Below are 21,343 nucleotides of genomic sequence, written 5' to 3'. Positions count from 1 at the left end.
CTTCTCCGAGAATACGAAATTTATCTAGTTGTCTTGGCTTCAGCATAGGCCGCCCAGAGATCGGGGCGTCTGACCTTAGTCGTCTGGCACGCCTGCTCGTGACGCCATGCCGCAATCGCAGCATGATGCCCTGAAAGCAGAACCGGTGGCACATCCAATCCCTCCCATGAGGCGGGCTTGGTGTAGTGCGGGTATTCGAGCAGACCGTCGCCGAAGCTTTCTTCGGCATCGCTCAGCTCTGACCCCATCACGCCGGGCAACAGACGCACGCAGGAATCGAGCAGCGCATAGGCAGGGATTTCCCCGCCGGACAGCACAAAATCGCCAAGCGAAATCTGCACGACACCGCGCCGCTCCAGAACCCGCTCATCGACACCCTCGAAACGTCCGCACAGCACCACCACCCCATCGCCCGAGGCGAAGTCGCGGGAGTGCGCCTGAGTCAGACGCGCACCGCGCGGGGTGGGATAGATGACCGGACGCCCTTCTGCAGCGATCGAGTCCAGCGCTTCGGAGACCACATCGGCCCGAAGCACCATTCCCGCACCACCACCGAACGGCGTGTCATCCACGGCACGATGACGGCCGCGCCCGAAATCACGCAGATCATGCACACCCAGCGACCACACACCCTCTTCGAGTGCGCGCCCCGCCAGGGAGACCCCCAGCGGTCCCGGAAACATGTCCGGGAACAGGGTGAGAATGTCGGCGTGCCAGCTCACGAACGCACCGCCACATCGCCCTTGCCTGACAGATCACCCTCGACTTCCACCTCAAGAGGCGGCTCGACAATGACCCGACCCTGATCGAAAAGGATCTCGGGTACACAGGCCTGGGTAAACGGCACGATCAGATCCTGCCCGTTACCGGTAATCTCCAGACTCACGCCCGCGCCATAATCATGAACGATCGCAACCGTGCCCAGCACCGTACCCTCGCGGGTTTCGGCGCGCAGCCCGATCAGATCGGCATGATAGAACTCGTCCTCCTCCACGTCGGGCAGGCGATCCCGCTCGACATAAAGCTTGAGGTTAACGAGGCGCGCGGCTTCATCGCGGTCTGTAATGGCCCGGCCGGAAGCATCGAACAATCGTGCGATACCGTGACCCTGCCACTCTGCGCGCCAGACACTCCCCTTTTCGTCGTGCAACACGCCGATCTCTTCGACCGAAGCCGGATCGTCAGTTGCCGCAAAAAGATGCACAAGCCCCCGTACGCCGTGGGGCCTGCCCACAGTCGCAACCAGAATATTTTTGAGGGCGTTGCCGCGTGTCATGGAATGCTAAAGCCTATTCCTGCTGGATCGCTCAGGCTGCGGCCTTGGCAGCTGCACGCTCCTGCGCACGCTTCTTCGGCGCGGACTGCTTGGGTTGCTCGTTGTAAACGGGCTTCTCGATCAGACCGGCATTGCCGAGGAAACGGGCAACGCGATCGGTCGCCTGCGCGCCATTCGACAGCCAGTGCTTGATGCGCTCGTCATTCAGACGGATGCGGTCGGCGTGGTCGGAAGGCAGCATCGGGTTATAGGCGCCAACCTTCTCGATGAAACGGCCATCGCGCGGGCTGCGGCTGTCGGAAATTACGATGTGGTAGTACGGACGCTTCTTGGCACCTGCACGCGAAAGGCGGATCTTAACGCTCATTTTTAGACTCCAGGGTATCGAAAACTATGTGAAAATCATGCCGGTTGGGGTTAGCGACGCGGGCCGCCAAAGCCACCGCCGGGCCGCCCGCCGGGAGCACCGCCCGACATGAGACCGGAAAGCATCTGCTTCATGCCACCGAGGCCCATCTTGCTGATGCGCTTCATCATGGTGGACATATCGTCAAACTGCTTGAGCAATTTGTTGACCTCCTGAACGCTCGTGCCGGAACCGGCAGCGATACGCTTCTTGCGGGAGGCCTTGATAACGGAGGGCGTCTTGCGCTCATCTTTCGTCATCGACGAGATGATGGCCTGGTGACGCTTGAAAACCGACGTATCGAGATCCTGATCGCCCAGCTTGTCCTTGAGCTTGCCCATGCCGGGAAGCATGCCAAGGATACCGGAAATGGACCCCATCTTGCCGATCTGACGCAGCTGAGAGGCGTAATCGTCAAGATCGAACTTGCCGGCCATCATCTTCTTGGCGACGCGTTCGCTCTCTTCATGATCGAGCGTCTCACTGGCCTTCTCGACCAGTCCGGCAATATCACCGAGGCCGAGAATACGACCCGCCACACGCTCGGGATAGAAATCGTCGAGCGCTTCAAGCTTTTCGCCAAGACCGACCAGCTTGATCGGAGCGCCTGTGATGGCGCGCATCGACAGCGCTGCACCGCCACGCGCATCGCCATCCATACGGGTCATGACGACACCGGTGATGCCAACAGCCTCGTTAAAGCGCTGCGCCGTGTTGACCGCATCCTGACCCGTCATGGCATCGACGACGAGAAGCGTCTCTACCGGGCTGGTTGCATCGCGAACCTCACGCACTTCCTGCATGAGGCTTCGTCGATCGACAGACGACCTGCCGTATCGAGAATGACGATATCGTAGCCTTCGCGACGCCCCGTCTCGAGCGCACGCTTGGCAATCTCGACCGGCTGCTGACCGGCAATGATGGGGAGCGAGCCAACGCCGACACGCTCTGCCAGCTGCTGAAGCTGAAGCTGGGCTGCAGGACGCTGAACGTCGAGGGAGGCCAGCAGAACGCGCTTGCGCTCACGCTGCGCCAAACGCAGGGCAATCTTACCTGATGTCGTTGTCTTGCCCGAGCCCTGAAGGCCTACCATCAGGACAGGAACAGGGGCGGCAGCCGACAGATTGAGCGGCACATTCCCTGCACCGCCAAGTGCTTCGATCAGCGCATCATTGACGATCTTAGCAACGGCCTGACCGGGCGAAATGCTCTCAAGCACTTCAGTCCCGACCGCTTTTTCCTTCACCTTGTTGACGAAGTCACGAACGACCGGCAGGGCAACGTCCGCATCCAGCATCGCCAGACGCACTTCGCGCATCGCTTCGGCAACATCCGCCTCGGACAGCCGACCACGCTTGGACAGCCCCTCAAATACACCGGAAAGTTTGCCAGAAAGCGCGTCGAACACGGAGAACCCTTATAAGCAACAGAAAGACGCCACTGCGCGAGCCTTCGCGAGGTGGCGTTTCAAATCTGACGTCGAGCTAAAGGGGTGGGGACGCAAAGTCAAGCCCAAACACCCCTCGCCCATGAGAGTCTCTGATAAGAGACCCGCTGAAGAGACGATGCGTCTCTTACGGCGCGTCGGGATCGTCCTTGTCGGCGTCGCCCTTCACATGAGGCGGACGCAGCAGGTCGTGTATCTGACCCTCGAGTGCGTCAAGCTTGTCCTGCGTGACTCGTGCCTTGTCGAGCTGCTCCGGGGTCAGGATATCATGAATGGCAACGGCATCGGCAGCCCTCGCCTCCTCGTCCTTCGCATTGAGGGCCTCTTTCTGCTTGATCAGGCCATCGAGCTTTGTCTTGTCTATGGGTCCCTTGGCCAGAAACAGGGCGCCGATCTGACGGTCGAGATCACGATGCTGGCGCATATCGGCACGACGCTCGGCATGATGCGCGTGCACGAGGCTATGGATCTTGTCACGCTGTTCTTTGGTCAGCTCGACACCGTGCAGCATACCCATCAAGGGCGGCGGCGGTGGCGGCATGAAGCCCATATGGTCTGGAGGCGGTAACGGACCACCGGATGCTGGTATCGGAGCATGGGCATGAGCCAGCGCCAAGAAAGAAGGCGCGGCCACAATGGCCAACATGCAGAAAGTCCTCTTAGAGATCATACTCGTCATCTTCCTATACTCACGAAGACATCAAGGACGATGTCCGTGACGGCTCTTTAGCAAGAAGAATGAGGAGAACGAGGGCCAAAGCACTACAGAGTGTATGGATTGTTACAGGGAGCCCCCGACACGCAGCGGCCCAATACTCATCTGCAAAACAGCGCTCGAGACACATATAACACATTCATGTTATTTACATACCACCACCTTGTTATTTCGCGGGAAGAATGAGAGCGTCATCCCACGCGCTCCCGCCGGAATGCGTCATGACTCGGATCGGCAAAACCCATGTGTATCATGCCCAGACATCTGCATGAGGCCCTTGACAACAGACAACGCCCTGTCTGTGCGCAAAGCGCGATCCGAGGCACGTCCTCCTGTTACATTTTAAAAGATTTCAGGGATACGAGCCCTCGTTTTCCTGACTGACGCCGAAAACGCTCCGCTCGACGAAAAAGAGCGCCTCGCCCGGCATCAAGTGGCCCTCCAAGGACAGCCTCACATGAAGAAAACCCTGCTTCTGGCCAGCGTGGCCCTCGGCTTTGGTCTGGCAGCTCAGGCCAGAGCCGAAACGACCCTCACGATCGCCACCGTGAACAACACGCAGATGATCGAGATGCGTAAGCTTTCGACCGTGTTCGAGAAAGCGCATCCGGATATCCACCTGCGCTGGGTCACGCTGGAGGAAAATGTGCTGCGCCAGCGCGTGACGACCGATATCGCCACCCATGCAGGCCAGTTCGACATTCTGACCATCGGCAATTACGAGGTCCCGCTCTGGGCGAAGCAGGGCTGGCTATATAAATTCGATACGCTTCCGGCCGCCTATGACCTGAACGACATCATCGCTTCGGTCCGCGAGAGCATCAACTATGAAGGCAAGATCTACGCCCTGCCCTTCTATGCCGAGAGCGTCATGACGTTCTATCGCAAGGACCTCTTCGCCAAGGCCGGGATCACCATGCCCGAGACGCCGACTTACGATCAGATCCGGGACTTCGCGACCAAGACGACGGACAAGGGAAGCGACACCTACGGCATTTGCCTGCGTGGCAAACCGGGCTGGGGCGAGAACATGACCGTCATCACGACGATGGTCACCGGATTTGGCGGTCAGTGGTTCGACATGAACTGGAAACCCACCCTTGCCACGCCTGCATGGCGCAATGCTCTCACCTATTACACGTCGCTTCTGAAGCAATCCGGCCCTCCAGGCGCCAGCGCAAACGGCTTCAACGAAAACCTCTCGCTTTTCGCAACCGGCCATTGCGCGATCTGGATCGACGCGACCAGCGCAGCGGGCGTGGTTTTCGATGCCAAGCAGAGCAGCGTGGCCGACAAGGTCGGTTTCGCCTCGCTCCCGACGGGCAGCTTCAAGGGAGGCCCCACCTGGCTCTGGTCCTGGAACCTTGCGATCCCAGCATCCTCGACCCATGCCGAGGCCGCAAGCACCTTCATTCAATGGGCGACATCGAAGGAGTATATCCAGCTCGTCGCCAAGACAGATGGCTGGGTCAGTATTCCTCCGGGCACACGGAGCTCGTCTTACCAGTCGCCCGATTATCAGAAGGTCGCCCCTTTCTCGGCATTCGTCCTGAAAGCCATCGAGAGCTCGAATCCTTCCGGTCAAACGGCACAGCCGCGCCCTTATGTCGGGGCCCAGTTTGTGGATATCACACCGTATCAGGGGATCGGGACGCAGGTCGGCCAGACGGTCGCCTCGATCCTCGCCGGCTCAACCAGCGTCGATGCCGGGCTAAGCGCGGCGAACAGCGCAACCAATCGCGTGATCCGTCAATCAGGCTACCAGAAATAACCCAACAGCCGGGATGCTCACCGCTGCATCCCGGCTTCTCCAACACTTGCCCGGTGCCTGGCCGCTTTTACAAAACGAGCCGCTCTAGCGGCGGGCGAGCCAGTCTCGCGCCAGACCAAGCTCGTGCATGAAGCGAGCCTCTTCCTCCCTGGCGCGCTGAGGGTCCGGCAAACGCAGAAGGTAGGAGGGGTGAATGGTGGCCAGACTTGCCGGGCGCGCCATCGAGCCCTCACGAATCCTTCCTCGCATTTCTCCAAGACGACTGATCCGGCCCTCCACCGCCTGAAGGGCGCTGGCACCCAACGTGACAATCAAATCGGGCTGGACGAGCCTGATCTCCTGCTCCAGCCATGCCGAGCACGCGACAATTTCCGTTCGGTCTGGCGTCTGATGGATGCGCCGCCTTCCCTTGGAAACGAATTTGAAATGCTTGACAGCATTCGTCAGATAGACCGTTTCCTGATCGATCCCGACATGCTTCAGCACCCGATCGAGCACCTGCCCCGCAGGTCCGACAAATGGCTTTCCCTGCAAATCCTCCTGATCTCCGGGCTGCTCGCCCACCAGCATCAGACGCGCGCGCTCAGGCCCCGCTCCGGGCACGCTTTGCGTTGCATAGCGGCACAACTCGCAGCGCTGGCAGGTTTCGAGCGCGCGACCAAGGGCAGGAAGCCCCTCCAGAGCTTGCTCCTCCCTTCGGGTCACCGCCTCTCTTTCGCGCCACTCCGCTTGATGACGCGCATGAAAAGCCGGTGCGCGCCCGTCATTCTGCAAGGCAACCATCGCCGCAACGCGATTTTCAGCGTCGGCCAGCATCTGCGGGATCAAGCGGGTTTCGGGCAGGTTTTTCCAGTATTTCGTCGGCATTTCCGAGCGCATGGCCTTGGTCTTGATCCGCGCCGGATTGAAAATCGACTGATAATAGCTGTGCCAGAGCGTTTCGACATCGTCTTTGAGATCAGGCGCTTCGCAAGGCGTGCGGTCGCAGCGCATCTTGCCGTCTTCATGCAGGATGGACCCGATCGGTGTCAGGATCATCCAGTCCATGTCTGAGAACCGCTCAGCGAAGAACGGCGCGACACTCTCAAGAATATAATGCTCGGGCTCGAACCAGGCGACAAAATGCCTGCGCCCTTCTCCTTCTCGTTTCGTCTCCCGGAAACGCAGAAAGGCCTTCATCTTATGCGCGTCGCGTCTGATCTGCTGGGTCATCCGCGACGCTCCCGGATATCCGGATCGGTCGCGATTTCCAGCAGGGCTTTTTCCCGCTGCAAACGCCACAACAAACGATAAGCCAGAGCAAAACGTGCCGGGTCGCGATGCCGCAGAATAACGCGCAGCAGCGTCAGACCTGCTTTGGAAACATGACCCACAGGCGCCTCCGACGCCCCGGCAACAGGGGGAACGGAAACAGCATCAGAAGCCGTTTGAAAAAGCTCTGATTGAGCCGCATCCGAGCTCACCCACTCAACCTGCTCGGGCGCCCGATTTTCGGCCAGCGCCACACGCGCTACAGCGCGCCACGCATCGAAATCCGCATCGCCCGGTAGGTGAACCGTCTTCAAAGCAGACTGAGTTGCTGCGGCTGCGGACGAAACAGCGCAGCCAGATTGTTGCGGTCGAGCACCCGCGCCGGAGACCAGTCCGCCGTGATGATGAACGGTCTGACCTTGCGCAGAGAGACTTTCAAACGCTCGATATCCTCCAGCCGGATCGCCTTATGGCGACGCGCAGACAACAAGGCGCCCACGCTGCGCGGACCGAGCCCCGGCACGCGCAACAACATCTCCCGCCCCGCCCGGTTCAGATCGACAGGAAACTGGGCACGGTTCTGCAAGGCCCAGGCCAGCTTTGGATCAAGCTCCAGATCGAGCATGCCGCCCTCTCGCTGGGCAACAATCTCATCGAACGAGAAGCCGTAGAAGCGCACCATCCAGTCAGCCTGGTAAAGACGATGCTCACGTATAAGAGGCGGAGACTGCGCTGGCAGGGCAATCGACGCATCCGGGATGGGACTGAAGGCCGAGTAATAAACCCGTCGCAGCGCGTAGCCCGAATAGAGCGCGGCGCTACTGCGCAGGATGTCGTGATCGGTAGAGGTATCCGCCCCGACGATCATTTGCGTGCTCTGCCCTCCCGGCGCGAAGCGCCGCGGTTTGCGCCCGCTGAGCGTCCTGTCGCCCGATTCCTCGATCTTGAGCCGCAGCGCGCCCATGCTCTGACGGATATGCCCGGCATCCTTTTCAGGCGCATACGCAGCAAGCCCGGCTTCGGTCGGCATCTCGACATTGATCGAGAGCCGGTCAGCATAGAGCCTGCCTCTTCGATAAGGTGAGGAGCCGCATCGGGAATGGTCTTGAGATGGATATAACCATGGAAATGGTGCTTCAGGCGCAGCTCGCGCGCGACACGCACCATCTCCTCCATGGTGTAGTCAGAGGAACGGATTACACCAGAGGAAAGAAAGAGACCCTCAATGTAATTGCGCCGGTAGAATTCGAGCGTAATCCAGATGATCTCTTCCACGCTGAACCGGGTACGCTCGATCTTCGAGGAAGAACGGTTGATGCAATAGGCGCAGTCATAGATGCAGAAATTGGTCATCAGTATCTTGAGCAGCGAGATGCATCGGCCGTCAGGCGTATAGGCGTGACAGATCCCATTGGAGGCCTTCGACCCAAGCCCCAGCTCGCCCGGCTTCTTTTTCGAACTCACCCCGCTCGATGCGCAGGACGCGTCGTATTTGGCGGCATCGGAGAGAATTTCCAGCCTGGCAGCGAGGGTCTTTTTCATTCCTCGGAGATGGGTTTCCGACTGGAACAAGTCAAGAACATTCGATCCCCAAAAGCTGATTTTTCGACGAACGACGACCGACACTACACAGGATCATTTCGACACCCCTGACGCAGCACGGTATCGATTTGGATTTCGTCAGTCGATGCGCTAGACGGGAAGCACCTTGAGCAGTTCCTGCACAGCATTCTTGACCGTGTAGGGCTTCCGCAAGATCGGCACGTCTTCGAATTCCTGTGGAATCATCGTTCGATCCGCATAGCCAGTTGCAAAGAGGAACGGAATTCCCTTCTTGCGAAGAACCGAGGCGATGTCTTCGGAGGACTCCTTGCCAAGATTGAAGTCCAGAAGTGCGACATCCGGGCTCTGCTCTTTGATGGCTTGCAATGCCTCGTAGACAGAAGAGACCGTGCGGATATGTCGCACACCAGCAGCATTGAGCGCCTGCTCTGTCTCCATGGCAATCAGAAGCTGATCTTCGACCAGCAGAACCCGGGCTGAGTGGAGCAACGCGGATTGCGCGGCCGTGGCGTCCCCAACCTCATCCGGTTCCGGCGCTTCCGTCTTCTCGGAAACAAGCACCGCATGGCTCTCAGGGAAAGTCAGACGAATATAGAGACCTTCAGGCCGGAACTCTCGCAACGACGTTCCGCCAAGTTCATGCGGAATTGCTCGCTCGAGCAGCACCGAGCCGAACCCGCTTGACTTGGGAGGTGTGACAGGCGGCCCTCCACTTTCGATCCATTCAAGCACCCAGCCACCCTGTGCAGCATCGAGGAACCACGTGATTTTCAGGGTGCCTGAAGGACGTGACAGAGCCCCATACTTGGCGGCGTTGGTCGCCAGCTCGTGCAATGTGAGGGCGGAGACAGAAAGTGCAGGTCCGGACAACCAGAGATTGGGCCCCTCAAGCTGCACAGCAGACGGTTGATGACGATAGGGCTCAAGTTCGGCTTCGAGCAGAACGCGCAGCAATCCCCCGCCATCGCTGCGCGCCACCTGATCATGCGCGCTGGCGAGCGCCTTGATGCGCCCCCGCAAGGTCTCGACATAGTCTTCAATCGTCCGGTCACCGCCAACCGGGCGACCAACGAGGGATTGCACAACCGCCAAAATGTTTTTGACGCGATGATTGAGCTCTTCATTGAGCATGCGTTGACGCAGATCGGCATCGGCACGTTCTGAAAGCTGCTGCTGGTGATAAACGCCCATCACTTCAATCAGCGCCGAACGCAACTGTCCGGCCGCCTCGATATCGAAGCTCGACCATGGCAGGCAGCGTTCATGCACCTGCTCTTTCCAGATGGCGAAACTCTGTCGGGGGGTCAGACGTGGGCCGTGCGGGCCATGTTCGTATGTCTTGTTGGGGTCACCACCCAGTTGATCGTCTGTACAATCTCGCGCCTGAACAGAAACACGTAGTTTTCCGGTTGAGGCGAGATTGGAATGATGAGCACACCCGCAAGGTCCGCTGTGTGCGCGGCGATCCAGGGATGATCCTTGACCAGATGATCGGACTGCCAGATCTGGGTACCTGCTTTTTTCCGAGCAAGCTCGACAAACTCCCGCTGAACGTCTTTCGGAGCTGAAATCCCGTGCCCGGTCCATTCGTTATCGATCCAGATGGCAATACCGTCGGACTGGATCAGCGGCGCGAGACGGCTGATCTGCCCCCGCAGATATGCAGGCATATCCGACACTGAAGCCGCATTGCGCAGCACGCTCTCGATAAGTCCATGCGTCCGCTCGGCGACCTGAAGACGTGTTGTCTTGAGGATAACGATGATCTGAAGCGCAAAAAACTCCGAAAACATCTGCACGACGGCACGCTCTGCAATTGGCAGCGCGCGGGGGGAATAGTGATGGCACGCGATCATGCCCCAGAGCGCACCATCAATGACGATCGAAATCGACATCGAAGCACGCACGCCCATATTGGTCAGATATTCACAATGGATAGGGGACACACTACGCAACTGGCCGAGCGACATGTCGAGCGGTGTCAGCCCTTCGGTCTCGACGAGCGGCACCGGCGTGTAAAGCACATCCGCAATCATCCGAATGGGAGAGCGGCGGTAAAGTTCTCTCGCCTGAGCGGGAATGTCCGCACTCGGAAAATGCTGCCCCAGGAAGCTTTCCAGAGACAGTGCACGCGCTTCGGACACAACCTTGCCCGACCAGTCATCGGCAAAGCGATAAACCATGACACGATCATAATCGAGCAGACCGCGCATCAGCATGGTCACAACGTCAAAGAGACGAGCAATGTCGGTCGTCTTACGGACCCGATCCATCATGCCATGAAGCTGGGTCAGAAACTTGGTCGCACGTTGAGTCGGGGCCGCAGGTTCGCATTCGAGAACGACCTCGCCATCGACCATATGCACCGCAAGATCGAAATTCGACTCAAGACCCAAGCCCTGATTGAGCAGAAAAACGGGACGACGCTGGGTCACGCTCAGGGTCAGGGCATTGCGGATATCATGTACGATGTCGGGTCCGAAGAGCTCGATCAGGTTGCATCCGAGCTTCAGATCATCCCGGTCGAGCATCAACGGCGCATTGGCCGAATGACGCAGCACCGTAAACTCGCTCATCGTACAGGTGACGAGGCAACCATGGGGCTGGATGCTGCCGGGAACATGAATCGGTTCGCGGTCACAACTCGTCAGATCAACCTGACCAAACTCAGCCATAGGCTTGACTCCCTGCACAGGCGACACGGGTCAGTGCATTGTAAGCGTGACTGAAAAGAAGCAAGGCCGCCGCCCCTGCTTCATCAGGGTCGAACTCCGGCGCCTCTTCGAGCAAGGTCAGGAATTTGCGCCAGTTTTCCGGCGCGCCGGTCTGCAAAGCAAGGTGACTAGCGCCATGCGCCTCATCAAATCCTAAGGCCATCGCTCGTTTAGCTATGATCCGTGCGCCCAAAGCCGACCCTTCCAAGGTGTACAGCATTCCAAGCAAACTCGATCCTGTTTCAGGAGGCGCGATCTCTGGCACCTCGAGCGGCAAAAGGCAGAGACTAGTCATATCCCGCGCCAGCGCCGCGCGGGTCGACACGGGGCGCCAATCTGACAGCCAAACAGGATAAGGCCGGATTTCAAGAGCGGTTTCTGCTGCAGACCGAAACGCCGCCATACCCAGCACATAACGGTCATAATCCCGTTTCGTCCCTAGCGCACCGATAAGGCCATCAAGCCTCTCATGGGCGCCATGAACGTGATCACGAAGCATGAACCGCCTTGTGGTGTGAACCGTCAGCACAGCGAACCGGGCGAAAGCGTCCGTACAGACATAGTCAATCAGTCCTGTTCCACAAGCGTGAATAGCCTCCTATTTAGAGCGATCCGAAGACCGTTGTAAACACGAAGATTTCAAGGCAATTTTCTTGAGGAACGTTCTTTTTCAAGTAAAGTACATATAAAACAACAATTATTAAATTACGATGAAACGCATTTATATTTTCTACATTGCAAGGATTTTTGACGTTATATTTCGTTTTTATATCGTTTTATTCTTGTTCGATATTTGAGTATCTTTTTATTTTCTACGTTCGGCCGTTCAATAGACTGACCGCGTAAATGCAAGAAGACGACGACCATAATTCGCTACTTGGTATATTTTTGTATCCATGTCCCCACTCAGCCTCACCTGAGACGAGCGGAAACATAGCCCACTTGGCCGGCAGCGCTGCGAAACGAACCGACCCTCTTGATTATCCCTTCCCGGCTCGCCTCTTCTCGAGCGGAGAGGGGCCGAGCTCACGCAGCAGTTCTGCCATTCTGGCATAAGCCTTGTTTCGATAGGCCACGAGGGCTTCCGTCTCTTCTGGTGTATAGTCCCCGTAATAGCCGGCACCGTTCTTGACACCGTGCTTCCCCTCAGCGACCAGATTTTTGACTGTCTCCGGGCAGGACAAACGAGGGCCGAAAGCCTTTTCAGCTGTCACGAAGCAATTCACGTAGACATCGAGACCCGCCATGTCGGCGATGGCGAAGGGACCAAAAAAAGGCAACCGAAACCCGAATGTCGAACGGACGAGCGTGTCGACATCCTCCGGCGTCGCAACGCCTTCTTCCACAATCGTGTTGGCTTCCTTGAACAGGGCATATTGTAAGCGGTTCAGGACAAAAGTCGGTCGGTCGGCCACTTCAGCGGCTTGCCGGTCGATGCGTTCCAGCATCTCCTTGACTGCTGCGACCACGTCCCGGCTCGTCTTCGTGCCGCTAACGAGTTCGACACCGGGAATGAAGGGCGCTGGATTACTGAAATGCACCGTCAGAAACCGCTCCTGCCCCGAGACAAAAGGCGCCAGAACATGAACGGGAAGCGTGGAGGTATTTGTCCCGATAATTGCATCAGGCCTGGCTGCCGCGCTGATGCGCTCGAGCACGGTGCGTTTGATATCCTCGTTTTCGAACACCGCCTCTTCGATAAAATCGACATCCCGCACAGCCTGTTCGATAGAGGGAGCCGCCGCGAGATTGGCCGAGATACGGTCATAGCTGCCAGGTTGGATTAATCCCTGGTCTTCGAACGCGCGCGCCTCACGGAGCAAACGCTCCAGAGCGCCTCGCGTCACTTCAGGAGAGATATCGGCGAGAACGACCCGTATGCCGGCAGCCGCAAGACTTTGCGCAATTCCTCCACCCATATAGCCCGCGCCAATCACTGCAGCGCTCTCGATAACCTGAACCGACATGATGCTTACCCCTCACGATCAATTTGATGGACGCTGAAACCCGGTTGTTCCAGCGATGATCAGGGCGAAAGAAATAATCACCCAAAGAGGGGCACGTCCAATAGAGGTATTCGCGCATTACATAACGGTTTTACTATGAAACTACCGATCCCCCCTCTCCCTCTCGGCCCCTTCTGGTTCAACGCTTCGCGCCTCAAGATACGCCATCTTCAGCTTCTCGCTGCGTTCTCACGCCATTCAACACTGCAGGCTGCCGCCGAAAGTCTCGGCATGGTTCAGCCTGCGGCATCGAAACTCATCGGCGATCTCGAAACACTCATGAAAGTGAAGCTTTTTCAGCAGGAAGGGCGACGCATGATCCCAACCTTCGCCGGGGAGGTGCTGACACGCCACGCTCTCACCATTCTGGACGAGCTCGACCGGACCCGCGTCGAACTCAATGCGTTCATCGATGGCCATTCCGGCTATGTCTCAATTGGCGCGATCGATGGACCCGTCATTCAGTCGGTGGTCGATATGCTGGGCGTCGCCCAGAGAGATTACCCGCAGATCGAGCTCGATTGTCGCAGTGGTCCGAGCGACGCGCTCTTCCAGATGCTGGCAGATGGCCAGATTGACATCATGCTCGGTCGGCGTCCGGTCCAGCCTTGGGCCTGTCCGTTTTCCTACGAGGAAATTGCGTCTGAAAATCTGGTTGTCGCCGCACGCCCCGGCCACCCTCTCCTTTCGGGCGGTGCGGTCGCGCTCGAAGATCTGGCATCATGCTCTTGGATTCTGCAGCGCAGAGGCAGCAGGTCGAGACAGTGCCTGGAAGAGCTTTTTCTCGAGCGAAAACTCGCCCTCCCGCAGCGTGTCGTCTCTTCTGATTCCTGGATGATGACTCTGGCCTACATCACCCGATCGGACGCCCTCACTCTCCTGTCTGCGCCCGCAGCCGAACTTCAGCGCGATATTGGCCAGATCTCTCTGCTTCCGATCGACTTCACGCTCGATACCGCTCCGTGGGGCCTCATCACATCCAGAGCACGCGCGCTCACCCCCGCCGCCATTACCATTCTCTCTCTGCTCACACAGACCCTGAGGCCGGCGATGAGCCCCACCTTTCACACGATCGATCACACCAGTCGCACCTAATCCCCCTGCACGCACGATCCTGCCTCGCTGATGGTGCAAAACGTTCGGAGCCTTTCGTCATGACGGCCCATTCACTCATCAATCGTCTGAAGCTTCGGCATCTACGCCTCATTCTCGAGCTGGAAGCGACGAATAATCTTCACCGTGCTGCCGAGCGCATGAACCTCTCTCAACCCTCGGCTTCCAAGCTCCTTCAGGAAATCGAGCACGCACTCAACACACGCTTGTTCGAGCGGACGTCCCAGGGCGTTTTTCCAACGGCGGGCGGGGTCATGGCTGCGCGACATGCCCGATTGATGCTCAACGACATCGAGCGTCTGCAACATGACATCGATGCTCTGGAAGAAGGCACTCACGGCACGGTCCGGGTGGGCTCGATCGTCGCTGCCCTGCCCGATCTCATCTCACCCGTTTTTGCCGAGATCACCCAGTCTCACCCCGGGATCGGCCTCTCTCTGACAATCGATACAAGCGATGCGCTGCTTCTCGCGATGGAAACGTGCAGGCTGGATTTTATCGTCGGTCGCCCGATTGGACTGCACAGCCCAGGCTCGATCGAATGCCTCGAACTTGCTAATGAGCCTTTATGCGTCGTGACCAGTTGCCGCAATCCGATTGATGACACCGGAGACCTCACCTTACGCGATGTTGCTCAGGAGCGATGGATCCTTCAAACGGCGCCGAGCCCTATGAGACGAGCGATCGAAGCCGCATTTACGACAGCGCTCCTGCCGCTTCCTGCTCATCCGATCGAGGCCTCCTCCATGTTCGCGACCATAGACCTCCTCATGCACTCCAATATGCTTGCCGTTATCCCCAGAAGTGTCAGCCAACATTACGAAAGAGCCGGGATGATCCGTCGCCTGTCTGTTTCTCTGCCAGACCTCCTGGGGGCCTACTCACTCATAAGGCGCGTGGACAGACCTCTTTCTCCCGCGTCCCAGCTGGTTTTCGACGCAATCGAAGCTCAGTCGATCAGAAAAGCTGATCGACCCTTTCCTTATTGCACCTAGCGTATCATTAACTTTTAGATAGTCTTTGGTCATCTTGCTTCGGGTTATCCGAAAGGAAAGGTGACACAGATGAAGATCCTCATCATTGGCGCTGCAGGCATGCTCGGCCGCAAGTTTGCGGAGAGCCTGGTTCGCAAACCACTCCACTCTGCCCCCACGCCGACACGCCTCACCCTCGCGGATGTCGTCGCTCCCCTCGTGCCGACCGATTTCGCAGGAAGCTGCGAGACGATGACCTGCGATCTCACTCAGCCCGGATCTGCCCAACGCCTGCTGAGCGGCCGACCTGACATCATCTTCCATCTCGCAGCCATCGTTTCAGGCGAGGCTGAAGCCGATTTTGAAAAAGGGTATACCGTCAACCTCGATGGCACTCGAACGCTCTTTGAAACCATCCGCCAGATTGGCGCAAAAGAGAGCTGGAAACCCCGCGTCGTTTTCGCCTCGTCCAACGCCGTATTCGGCGGGGACTTTCCCGATTACATTCCCGACGACTACATTCTGACCCCTCAGACCAGCTACGGCACCCAGAAGGCCATTGGCGAGCTGCTTCTGACCGATTATCGGCGTCGCGGTATTTTCGACGGGATCGGCCTGCGCCTGCCAACAATCTGCGTGCGACCGGGCAAACCCAACCGCGCCGCCTCGGGCTTCTTTTCCGGAATCATCCGCGAACCTCTGATCGGTCAGAAAGCCACCCTGCCTGTGCCTGAGACCACACGCCACTGGATGACGAGCCCTCGCTCTGCCGTGGAATTCCTGCGCCACGCCGCCACACTCGATCTCTCTCTCCTTGGCGAGCGCCCCAATCTCTCGATGCCCGCCCTGTCTGTCACCGTGGGCGATCAGATCGCCGCACTGAAGCGGATCGCCGGTCCTGAGGCGGTTGCTCTTATCCGGCATGAGCCGGATGAGGCGATTGCCCGGATCGTTTCGGGCTGGGCGAGAAGTTTCGACCCACAACGAGCACTGAAACTGGGCTTCACGACCGAACAAAGCTTCGATGACATCATCCTGGCCCATATCGCGGACGAACTCGGCGATCGTCTCGTCTGATCGATTTTCCCTGTTTCTTCTCTGATCACCTCCGCCTCCAGGCGTCTTGCCCGTGTCGCGCACGAGGAGTCACCTCTCATGACTGTCGAGACGTCACTTTCTTCGCTTCCTCACTCTCACGAAACGGACACCCTTCGGGCAGGAGCTACGAAGAAAGCGTTCGCCAAGCTCCTGCCGTTTCTCATCCTGATGTACATCGTCGCTTTTCTGGATCGATCGAATATCGGATCGGCCAAACAGGCCCTGCACAGCGATGCAGGCGTCTCGGATGCGATGTTCGCCTTCGGGGCTGGTGTGTTTTTTATCGGCTACGCCCTGTTTGAAGTCCCGAGTAACCTGATCCTGTATCGTGTCGGAGCGCGACGTTGGATGGCACGGATCATGGTAACATGGGGTGTCGTCTCCGCTGCCATGATGTTCACGCATGGTGACCTCTCCTTCGTCATCCTCCGCACTCTGCTCGGGATCGCCGAAGCCGGTTTTTTCCCGGGGATCATGCTCTATTTAACCTTCTGGTTTCCTGAAAAAGAGCGAACGCGCGTTCTTGGCGTCTTCTATTTCGGTTACCCGCTGGCCATGACATTCGGCAATCCGCTCTCAGGCGCCCTGTTCGGTCTGGACGGTGTTCTCGGTCTGGCGGGATGGCAATGGATGTTCCTTCTCGAAGGCGGCCTCGCCGTCGTGATGGGGATCGCAACCTGGTTCATCCTGCCAGATGGCCCACAGAGCGTCGCCTGGCTGAGTGCGGATGAGAAACTCGCGCTGGAAACGATCCTGAAAAGCGAAGCGATCACCAAACAAGGGGCGCACTATGACGGTGCTCACCTCGGGGGATTATTGCAGTCCAGCAAGCTTCTCCAGTTCCTGATGCTTTACATGGTCATCCAGATCGCAAGTTATGGCGTCGTTTTTTATCTGCCCGAACAGGTCTCATCCATTCTGCATGAGGAAATCGGCTTCAGGGTCGGTCTTGTCAGCGGAATACCCTGGGCTTTCGCCATATTATTGACCTTCGTCGTCACACGGCTCGTTCAGAAACATGACGCATCACGACTGGGTCTTATCTTCTGCCTCGCCGCAGCGGCGCTCGGCCTCGTCATATCGGGCGCCGATTCAGGCCCGGTCGCCATCATCGGCCTCTGCATTGCAGCCGCTGGCGTGGTCACCGTGCAGGCTGTCTTCTGGAATTTTCCCCTCACCCATTTCACCGGTGTCCAGGCTGCGGGGGCAATCGCCCTCATCAATGCTCTTGGTAATCTTGGCGGGTTCGTTGCGCCAAACATCCGCAGTTTTGCCGCCCATCTTTGGGCGACGCCGGTAGCGGGGCTCTACGCCGTCGCAGTCTCGGGACTTGTCGGTCTGATGATCGCAGCCTTCCTGCCGCGAACGCATCGACAAAGTCACCACCCCGCCCTGTGAGCCTCGCCTTCCCGATACCCCCTGAAAGGATAAAGCAATGTCATCGCCTCTCAACCGCACAAACTGGCCGATCGCCGCTGCGATGATCCAATATCCCAACATTCTGCCTGACGGATCGAGCGTACAGGATCAGAAACCTGAAGAATGGGCCGCCACCTTGGCGGAAGTTACAGATGCAGGTTTTACCGAAATCGATCCCACGGATTCGTGGATCAGGCTTGCCGATCTCTCCGAAGCCCGCCTGACCCTCTTCGCGGATCTCGTGAAAGAGGCAGGACTGACAATGCCGGGATTCACCACGGCTCGTCGCTCGGTCATCGATCCGGAACGGGCGGATGAGAATCTTGCCTATAGTCATCGCGTCATCGATACCGCAGCGCGACTGGGAATAAAGGAAGTCTCGTTCGGGCTTTTCTATCCTCTGACCCCGGCTCAACAAGCTGCGCTGTGGTTCTGGACGGCTCAGGGGACAGTCAGCCCGGAAGATCCGTCAGTCTGGCAGAAGGCTGTCAGCCGTATCCGCGAGTTGGCCCGACATGCTCAGGAGGTCGGTATCGGCCTTTCGATGGAGATGTATGAGGACACTTATCTCGGCTCCGCCGAGAGCGCCGTGCGCTTCGTGCAGGATGTCGATCATCCCGCTGTCGGCATCAATCCCGATCTGGGCAACCTGGTCAGACTGCATCGGCCGGTCGAGCACTGGGCCACGATGATGGCACAAGTGGCCCCTTTTGCGCGTTACTGGCACGCCAAAAACTACTACCGGACTGAGGACGCCACGACCGGAATGGTCGTAACCGCTCCGGCGCCCCTTGAATTCGGCGTTATCAGTTACCGTGCGGCGATCAAGATGGCGCTCGCTCACGGCTTCAAAAGCGCTTTTCTGGTCGAGCATTACGGCGGTGACGGTTTGAGCGTCAGCGCGACGAACCGCGAGTATCTACGCCGCATTCTGCCGCGATGAAAATGCGCCCTCGCATTCAAGATCATGCCTGATGCGAGGGCACTGCAAGCTGCACCTATTTTTTCCTCAATCGACCCTGAGAAAATCATGCCCAGATTACGCTGGCTGATGATCGGCCTCTGTTTTGCCGCGACCGCGATCAATTACATCGATCGGGCGACAATCGCCATTGCGGCCCCGTTCATGGCCCGCGATCTGAACATCGATCCGGCAACGCTTGGTCTCATTCTGGGCGCGTTCTTCTGGACCTATGCGTTGATGCAGCTCCCCTTCGCTGGTGATTGACCGCCTCGGCGTGCGCGTTTCCTACGCATGTGCCGTCATATGGTGGTCGATCTGCACCGCGCTGACCGCAGGGGCAACAGGTCCCTACAGCATCTTCGCACTGCGTCTGGCTCTCGGTATCGGGGAAGCAGGCAGCTATCCGTCCAATGCAAAGGTGGCTGCAGTCTGGTTTCCGAAAGGGGAACGCGGCATCGCAGCGGGCATTTTCGATAGTGGCTCACGCGCTGGGTCGGCTCTTTCTCTGCCCCTCGTCGCCTTACTCATCGCGTGGCTCGGCTGGAAACTGGCTTTCGTCGCTGCCGGAGGTCTCGGCCTTATCTGGGTTTTTGTCTGGTTGGCGCTCTACCATGATCCTGACAAACATCGGTCTCTACCAGCGAACGAACTCGCTACGCTGAAAGCGGCTCAACCTTGCTCTGCGACGGCTCCACCCGGTGCATGGCGGGAATTGCTTCGCAGACGAACGGTCTGGGGCATGATGCTCGGCTTCTTCTGCGCGAATTTCGTCTTCTACTTCTTTGCTACCTGGTTTCCGAGTTATCTCGTCAGTGCCCACGGATTTTCGCTCAAGGAACTTGGTTTGATCGGGATGATCCCGGGTCTCGTCGCGATACCGGCGGCATGGCTGGGCGGCTGGACGTCTGATCGACTCTATCAAAAGGGCTGGAGCCTGACCGCAGCACGCAAAAGCTGCCTCGTTGGCGGGCTGCTGCTTTCATCGGTCATTGGCTTGTCGGCTTTCACAACCCAGACCTGGCTCTGCATCACGTTTCTTTCCCTCTCTTTCGGAGGCATCGCTTTTACAGGTGCCAATATCTGGTCTCTGCCTGCAGATATCGCACCGAGCCCCGACCTCGTCGCAACACTGAGCGGATTGCAGAACAGCGCAGCCAATATTGCCGGGATCGTCATCGCAAGTTTCACGGGCCTCATGGTGAGCCTGACCCACGGGTCCTTCATCATTCCGCTCTGTGCCACAGGCATCTTCGGACTATTAGGCGCCCTCTCCTATCTCTTCATCGTGGGGCCCATTGCCCCCCTGGAGCTCAGCGAGACGCTCTGTGTCCCTGCCGCCCACCCTGTCAGGAGTTGAGATTTGTCCCACCTTTTTCCAAACCGCTTGAAAAAATTCTGAACCTGAACGATTTCGAAGTCCTGGCTCGAGCTCATCTGCCAAAAGCGCTCTACGGGTATGTCAAGGGGGGCGCGGATGGCGGCGTGACGCTTCGCCATAATCTGGAAGCGCTCGAGCGTATCAAAATGATACCGCGGGTCCTGCGTGATGTCTCAACTGGCTCGCAGGAGGTAACCCTCTTCGGAAAGCGCTATGCCAGTCCCTTCATGATCGCGCCAATGGGCGCCTCAGCGATCGTCGGATATGACGCCGACAACGCCATGGCCAGAGCCGCGAAGGCCGCACGCATACCTTTTATTCTGAGTGCCAATGCGATCACATCGATCGAGGAGATTGGAAAAACCTACCCCGGCTGCTGGTTCGCCGGCTATCAGAAACCCGATGAGCCCAACATTGAGCGCATGACCAAACGCGTCGCAGACGCAGGCTTCAGTGCTTACTTTCTGACCGCCGACGTGGCGGTTGGGTCGAATAGAGAGAATAATGCGCGTAACGGGTATACCATGCCCTTTAGGCCGACAGCCCGCCTGGCATTGGATATGCTCTCTCATCCGTCATGGCTCTATCGCACCGCATGGCGAACCCTGCGTCAAAGAGGAATCCCGGCGATCCGCAACATCGATCCGGCAGCCTCCCCTTCCATCTTTTCGCGAGAGATCAATTCAGTAACCGGCTATCCAGGCTTCAACTGGAAGCATGCCGAAATGATCCGGCGCCACTGGAAAAGCGCCTTCATCATCAAAGGCATTCTCTCCCCAGAAGATGCACGTCTGGCGCGCGAGATCGGTGCGGATGGTATCGTGGTTTCGAACCACGGGGGACGTCAGCTCGATTGCGCTGTCTCGCCTATAGAGACCCTAAAGCGCGTGCATGAGCATTCCGGCGATATGACCGTTCTGGTCGATAGCGGCTTCAGACGAGGGACCGACGTCATAAAAGGGCTGGCTCTTGGCGCCGCCTCAACATTGATCGGTCGACCGTTTCTTTATGCTGCTGCTCTCGGCGGAGAACCGTATGTGAGACACGCGATTGGACTTTTGCAGCGCGAAATCCACACAAACCTATCACTCATGGGCGCAGTAAATTGTGACACTCTACGCGAAGAGGCGTGCGTCCACTGCTGGCCTTCGCCGACACAGTGCATTTAGCCGACAAAGTGTCTCAGGCGCCACAGCCACTGTCATGCCACTGCCTGCGCATTCGCGCGTAGCCGATTTCTGACTAAGC

General features: G+C 58.1%; 18 protein-coding genes and 4 pseudogenes. 9 read left to right on the top strand and 13 right to left on the bottom strand.

Going from position 1 to position 21,343, the window contains the following annotated elements:
* Window positions 1-20 precede the first annotated feature (20 nt).
* From trmD to JCM15831_RS20160, 6 genes and pseudogenes are all read right to left on the bottom strand, one after another.
* Entirely contained in the window at window positions 21-722 is a 702-nt protein-coding gene (trmD, locus tag JCM15831_RS07835) for a tRNA (guanosine(37)-N1)-methyltransferase TrmD (RefSeq protein WP_025823866.1), read from the bottom strand.
* A complete protein-coding gene (gene rimM, locus JCM15831_RS07830; protein ID WP_025823865.1) occupies window positions 719-1,276 on the bottom strand; it encodes a ribosome maturation factor RimM in 558 nt (185 codons plus the stop codon). The genes trmD and rimM overlap by 4 nt, the downstream gene beginning before the upstream one ends.
* A 31-nt stretch (window positions 1,277-1,307) precedes the next feature.
* Entirely contained in the window at window positions 1,308-1,643 is a 336-nt protein-coding gene (gene rpsP / locus JCM15831_RS17535; RefSeq protein WP_025841964.1) for a 30S ribosomal protein S16, read from the bottom strand.
* Between the two features lie 50 nt (window positions 1,644-1,693).
* A pseudogene (locus JCM15831_RS23965) lies at window positions 1,694-2,775 on the bottom strand (signal recognition particle protein).
* Window positions 2,776-2,904: 129 nt separating this feature from the next.
* Window positions 2,905-3,090 (bottom strand): annotated as a pseudogene (locus JCM15831_RS23960) (signal recognition particle receptor subunit alpha); the annotation flags it as partial.
* A 166-nt stretch (window positions 3,091-3,256) separates the two neighbouring features.
* Window positions 3,257-3,775 (bottom strand): Spy/CpxP family protein refolding chaperone, encoded by a 519-nt coding sequence (locus JCM15831_RS20160; protein ID WP_025823864.1) that lies wholly within the window; start codon window positions 3,773-3,775, stop codon window positions 3,257-3,259.
* 526 nt (window positions 3,776-4,301) lie between these two features.
* Here JCM15831_RS20160 and JCM15831_RS07805 point away from each other — a divergent pair.
* Window positions 4,302-5,615: an ABC transporter substrate-binding protein gene (locus tag JCM15831_RS07805; RefSeq protein WP_025823863.1), complete on the top strand. Its 1,314-nt coding sequence runs from the start codon at window positions 4,302-4,304 to the stop codon at window positions 5,613-5,615.
* 84 nt (window positions 5,616-5,699) lie between these two features.
* On the opposite strand, the gene JCM15831_RS17520 is transcribed toward JCM15831_RS07805, so the two are convergent.
* The 7 genes and pseudogenes from JCM15831_RS17520 to JCM15831_RS07780 all read right to left on the bottom strand — a co-directional run bounded on the left by JCM15831_RS17520 (window position 5,700) and on the right by JCM15831_RS07780 (window position 13,110).
* Complete coding sequence (locus JCM15831_RS17520) at window positions 5,700-6,896, bottom strand: UdgX family uracil-DNA binding protein (RefSeq protein ID WP_373277621.1); 1,197 nt, start codon at window positions 6,894-6,896, stop codon at window positions 5,700-5,702.
* Window positions 6,824-7,180 carry a hypothetical protein gene (locus JCM15831_RS22590; protein ID WP_232228057.1) on the bottom strand — a complete coding sequence of 119 codons (357 nt, stop codon included), beginning with the start codon at window positions 7,178-7,180 and terminating at the stop codon, window positions 6,824-6,826. The genes JCM15831_RS17520 and JCM15831_RS22590 overlap by 73 nt, the downstream gene beginning before the upstream one ends.
* A pseudogene (locus JCM15831_RS17515) lies at window positions 7,177-8,408 on the bottom strand (putative DNA modification/repair radical SAM protein). Before JCM15831_RS17515 ends, JCM15831_RS22590 begins: the two are co-directional and overlap by 4 nt.
* A gap of 150 nt (window positions 8,409-8,558) precedes the next feature.
* Window positions 8,559-9,560 carry an HWE histidine kinase domain-containing protein gene (locus tag JCM15831_RS23955; RefSeq protein ID WP_373277624.1) on the bottom strand — a complete coding sequence of 334 codons (1,002 nt, stop codon included), beginning with the start codon at window positions 9,558-9,560 and terminating at the stop codon, window positions 8,559-8,561.
* A gap of 117 nt (window positions 9,561-9,677) precedes the next feature.
* Window positions 9,678-11,104: pseudogene (locus tag JCM15831_RS20975) on the bottom strand (GAF domain-containing protein); the annotation flags it as partial.
* Window positions 11,097-11,642, bottom strand: coding sequence for a biliverdin-producing heme oxygenase (locus JCM15831_RS17500; RefSeq protein ID WP_025823862.1), 546 nt, complete (start codon window positions 11,640-11,642; stop codon window positions 11,097-11,099). The gene JCM15831_RS17500 and the pseudogene JCM15831_RS20975, both read right to left, overlap by 8 nt.
* 481 nt (window positions 11,643-12,123) lie before the next feature.
* The gene (locus tag JCM15831_RS07780) at window positions 12,124-13,110 is read right to left on the bottom strand and encodes a 3-hydroxyacyl-CoA dehydrogenase family protein (protein ID WP_025823861.1); all 987 of its coding nucleotides are present in this window, start codon (window positions 13,108-13,110) and stop codon (window positions 12,124-12,126) included.
* Window positions 13,111-13,245: 135 nt separating this feature from the next.
* Between JCM15831_RS07780 and JCM15831_RS07775 the strand changes: the two genes are divergently transcribed.
* The 8 genes from JCM15831_RS07775 (at window position 13,246) to JCM15831_RS07745 (ending at window position 21,264) form a co-directional block, all read left to right on the top strand.
* Entirely contained in the window at window positions 13,246-14,244 is a 999-nt protein-coding gene (locus JCM15831_RS07775; protein ID WP_025823860.1) for a LysR family transcriptional regulator, read from the top strand.
* Window positions 14,245-14,303: 59 nt separating this feature from the next.
* On the top strand, window positions 14,304-15,257 hold the full coding sequence (locus JCM15831_RS07770; RefSeq protein WP_025823859.1) for a LysR family transcriptional regulator: 954 nt from the start codon (window positions 14,304-14,306) through the stop codon (window positions 15,255-15,257).
* A 69-nt stretch (window positions 15,258-15,326) separates the two neighbouring features.
* Window positions 15,327-16,313 (top strand): D-erythronate dehydrogenase, encoded by a 987-nt coding sequence (gene denD / locus JCM15831_RS07765; RefSeq protein WP_025823858.1) that lies wholly within the window; start codon window positions 15,327-15,329, stop codon window positions 16,311-16,313.
* Between the two features lie 78 nt (window positions 16,314-16,391).
* Window positions 16,392-17,732: an MFS transporter gene (locus tag JCM15831_RS07760; RefSeq protein WP_025823857.1), complete on the top strand. Its 1,341-nt coding sequence runs from the start codon at window positions 16,392-16,394 to the stop codon at window positions 17,730-17,732.
* A 37-nt stretch (window positions 17,733-17,769) separates the two neighbouring features.
* On the top strand, window positions 17,770-18,696 hold the full coding sequence (locus JCM15831_RS07755) for a sugar phosphate isomerase/epimerase family protein (RefSeq protein WP_025823856.1): 927 nt from the start codon (window positions 17,770-17,772) through the stop codon (window positions 18,694-18,696).
* An 87-nt stretch (window positions 18,697-18,783) separates the two neighbouring features.
* Entirely contained in the window at window positions 18,784-18,981 is a 198-nt protein-coding gene (locus tag JCM15831_RS23335; protein WP_198024273.1) for an MFS transporter, read from the top strand.
* Between the two features lie 10 nt (window positions 18,982-18,991).
* Window positions 18,992-20,074, top strand: a complete 1,083-nt coding sequence (locus JCM15831_RS17495; protein ID WP_198024272.1) for an MFS transporter — start codon at window positions 18,992-18,994, stop codon at window positions 20,072-20,074.
* Window positions 20,071-21,264 carry an alpha-hydroxy acid oxidase gene (locus tag JCM15831_RS07745; protein WP_025823855.1) on the top strand — a complete coding sequence of 398 codons (1,194 nt, stop codon included), beginning with the start codon at window positions 20,071-20,073 and terminating at the stop codon, window positions 21,262-21,264. Before JCM15831_RS17495 ends, JCM15831_RS07745 begins: the two co-directional genes overlap by 4 nt.
* The last annotated feature ends 79 nt before the right edge of the window (window positions 21,265-21,343 follow it).

Origin of the sequence: Asaia astilbis JCM 15831, assembly GCF_000613845.1 — a bacterium.
In the GTDB taxonomy this organism is placed as follows: domain Bacteria; phylum Pseudomonadota; class Alphaproteobacteria; order Acetobacterales; family Acetobacteraceae; genus Asaia; species Asaia astilbis.
Note: the sequence above shows the minus strand (reverse complement) of the source record. Positions and strands in the feature narration are given on the sequence as shown.

Bases quoted from the DNA above. Each gene is read 5' to 3' on its own strand.
- JCM15831_RS07770 (WP_025823859.1), top strand. From the start codon at position 14,304: ATGACGGCCCATTCACTCATCAATCGTCTGAAGCTTCGGCATCTACGC.
- JCM15831_RS23335 (WP_198024273.1), top strand. From the start codon at position 18,784: ATGCCCAGATTACGCTGGCTGATGATCGGCCTCTGTTTTGCCGCGACC.
- JCM15831_RS07775 (WP_025823860.1), top strand. From the start codon at position 13,246: ATGAAACTACCGATCCCCCCTCTCCCTCTCGGCCCCTTCTGGTTCAAC.
- JCM15831_RS17500 (WP_025823862.1), bottom strand. From the start codon at position 11,642: ATGCTTCGTGATCACGTTCATGGCGCCCATGAGAGGCTTGATGGCCTT.
- denD (WP_025823858.1), top strand. From the start codon at position 15,327: ATGAAGATCCTCATCATTGGCGCTGCAGGCATGCTCGGCCGCAAGTTT.
- rpsP (WP_025841964.1), bottom strand. From the start codon at position 1,643: ATGAGCGTTAAGATCCGCCTTTCGCGTGCAGGTGCCAAGAAGCGTCCG.
- JCM15831_RS07760 (WP_025823857.1), top strand. From the start codon at position 16,392: ATGACTGTCGAGACGTCACTTTCTTCGCTTCCTCACTCTCACGAAACG.
- JCM15831_RS07755 (WP_025823856.1), top strand. From the start codon at position 17,770: ATGTCATCGCCTCTCAACCGCACAAACTGGCCGATCGCCGCTGCGATG.
- JCM15831_RS23955 (WP_373277624.1), bottom strand. From the start codon at position 9,560: ATGCTCAATGAAGAGCTCAATCATCGCGTCAAAAACATTTTGGCGGTT.
- rimM (WP_025823865.1), bottom strand. From the start codon at position 1,276: ATGACACGCGGCAACGCCCTCAAAAATATTCTGGTTGCGACTGTGGGC.
- JCM15831_RS07805 (WP_025823863.1), top strand. From the start codon at position 4,302: ATGAAGAAAACCCTGCTTCTGGCCAGCGTGGCCCTCGGCTTTGGTCTG.
- JCM15831_RS20160 (WP_025823864.1), bottom strand. From the start codon at position 3,775: ATGTTGGCCATTGTGGCCGCGCCTTCTTTCTTGGCGCTGGCTCATGCC.
- JCM15831_RS07780 (WP_025823861.1), bottom strand. From the start codon at position 13,110: ATGTCGGTTCAGGTTATCGAGAGCGCTGCAGTGATTGGCGCGGGCTAT.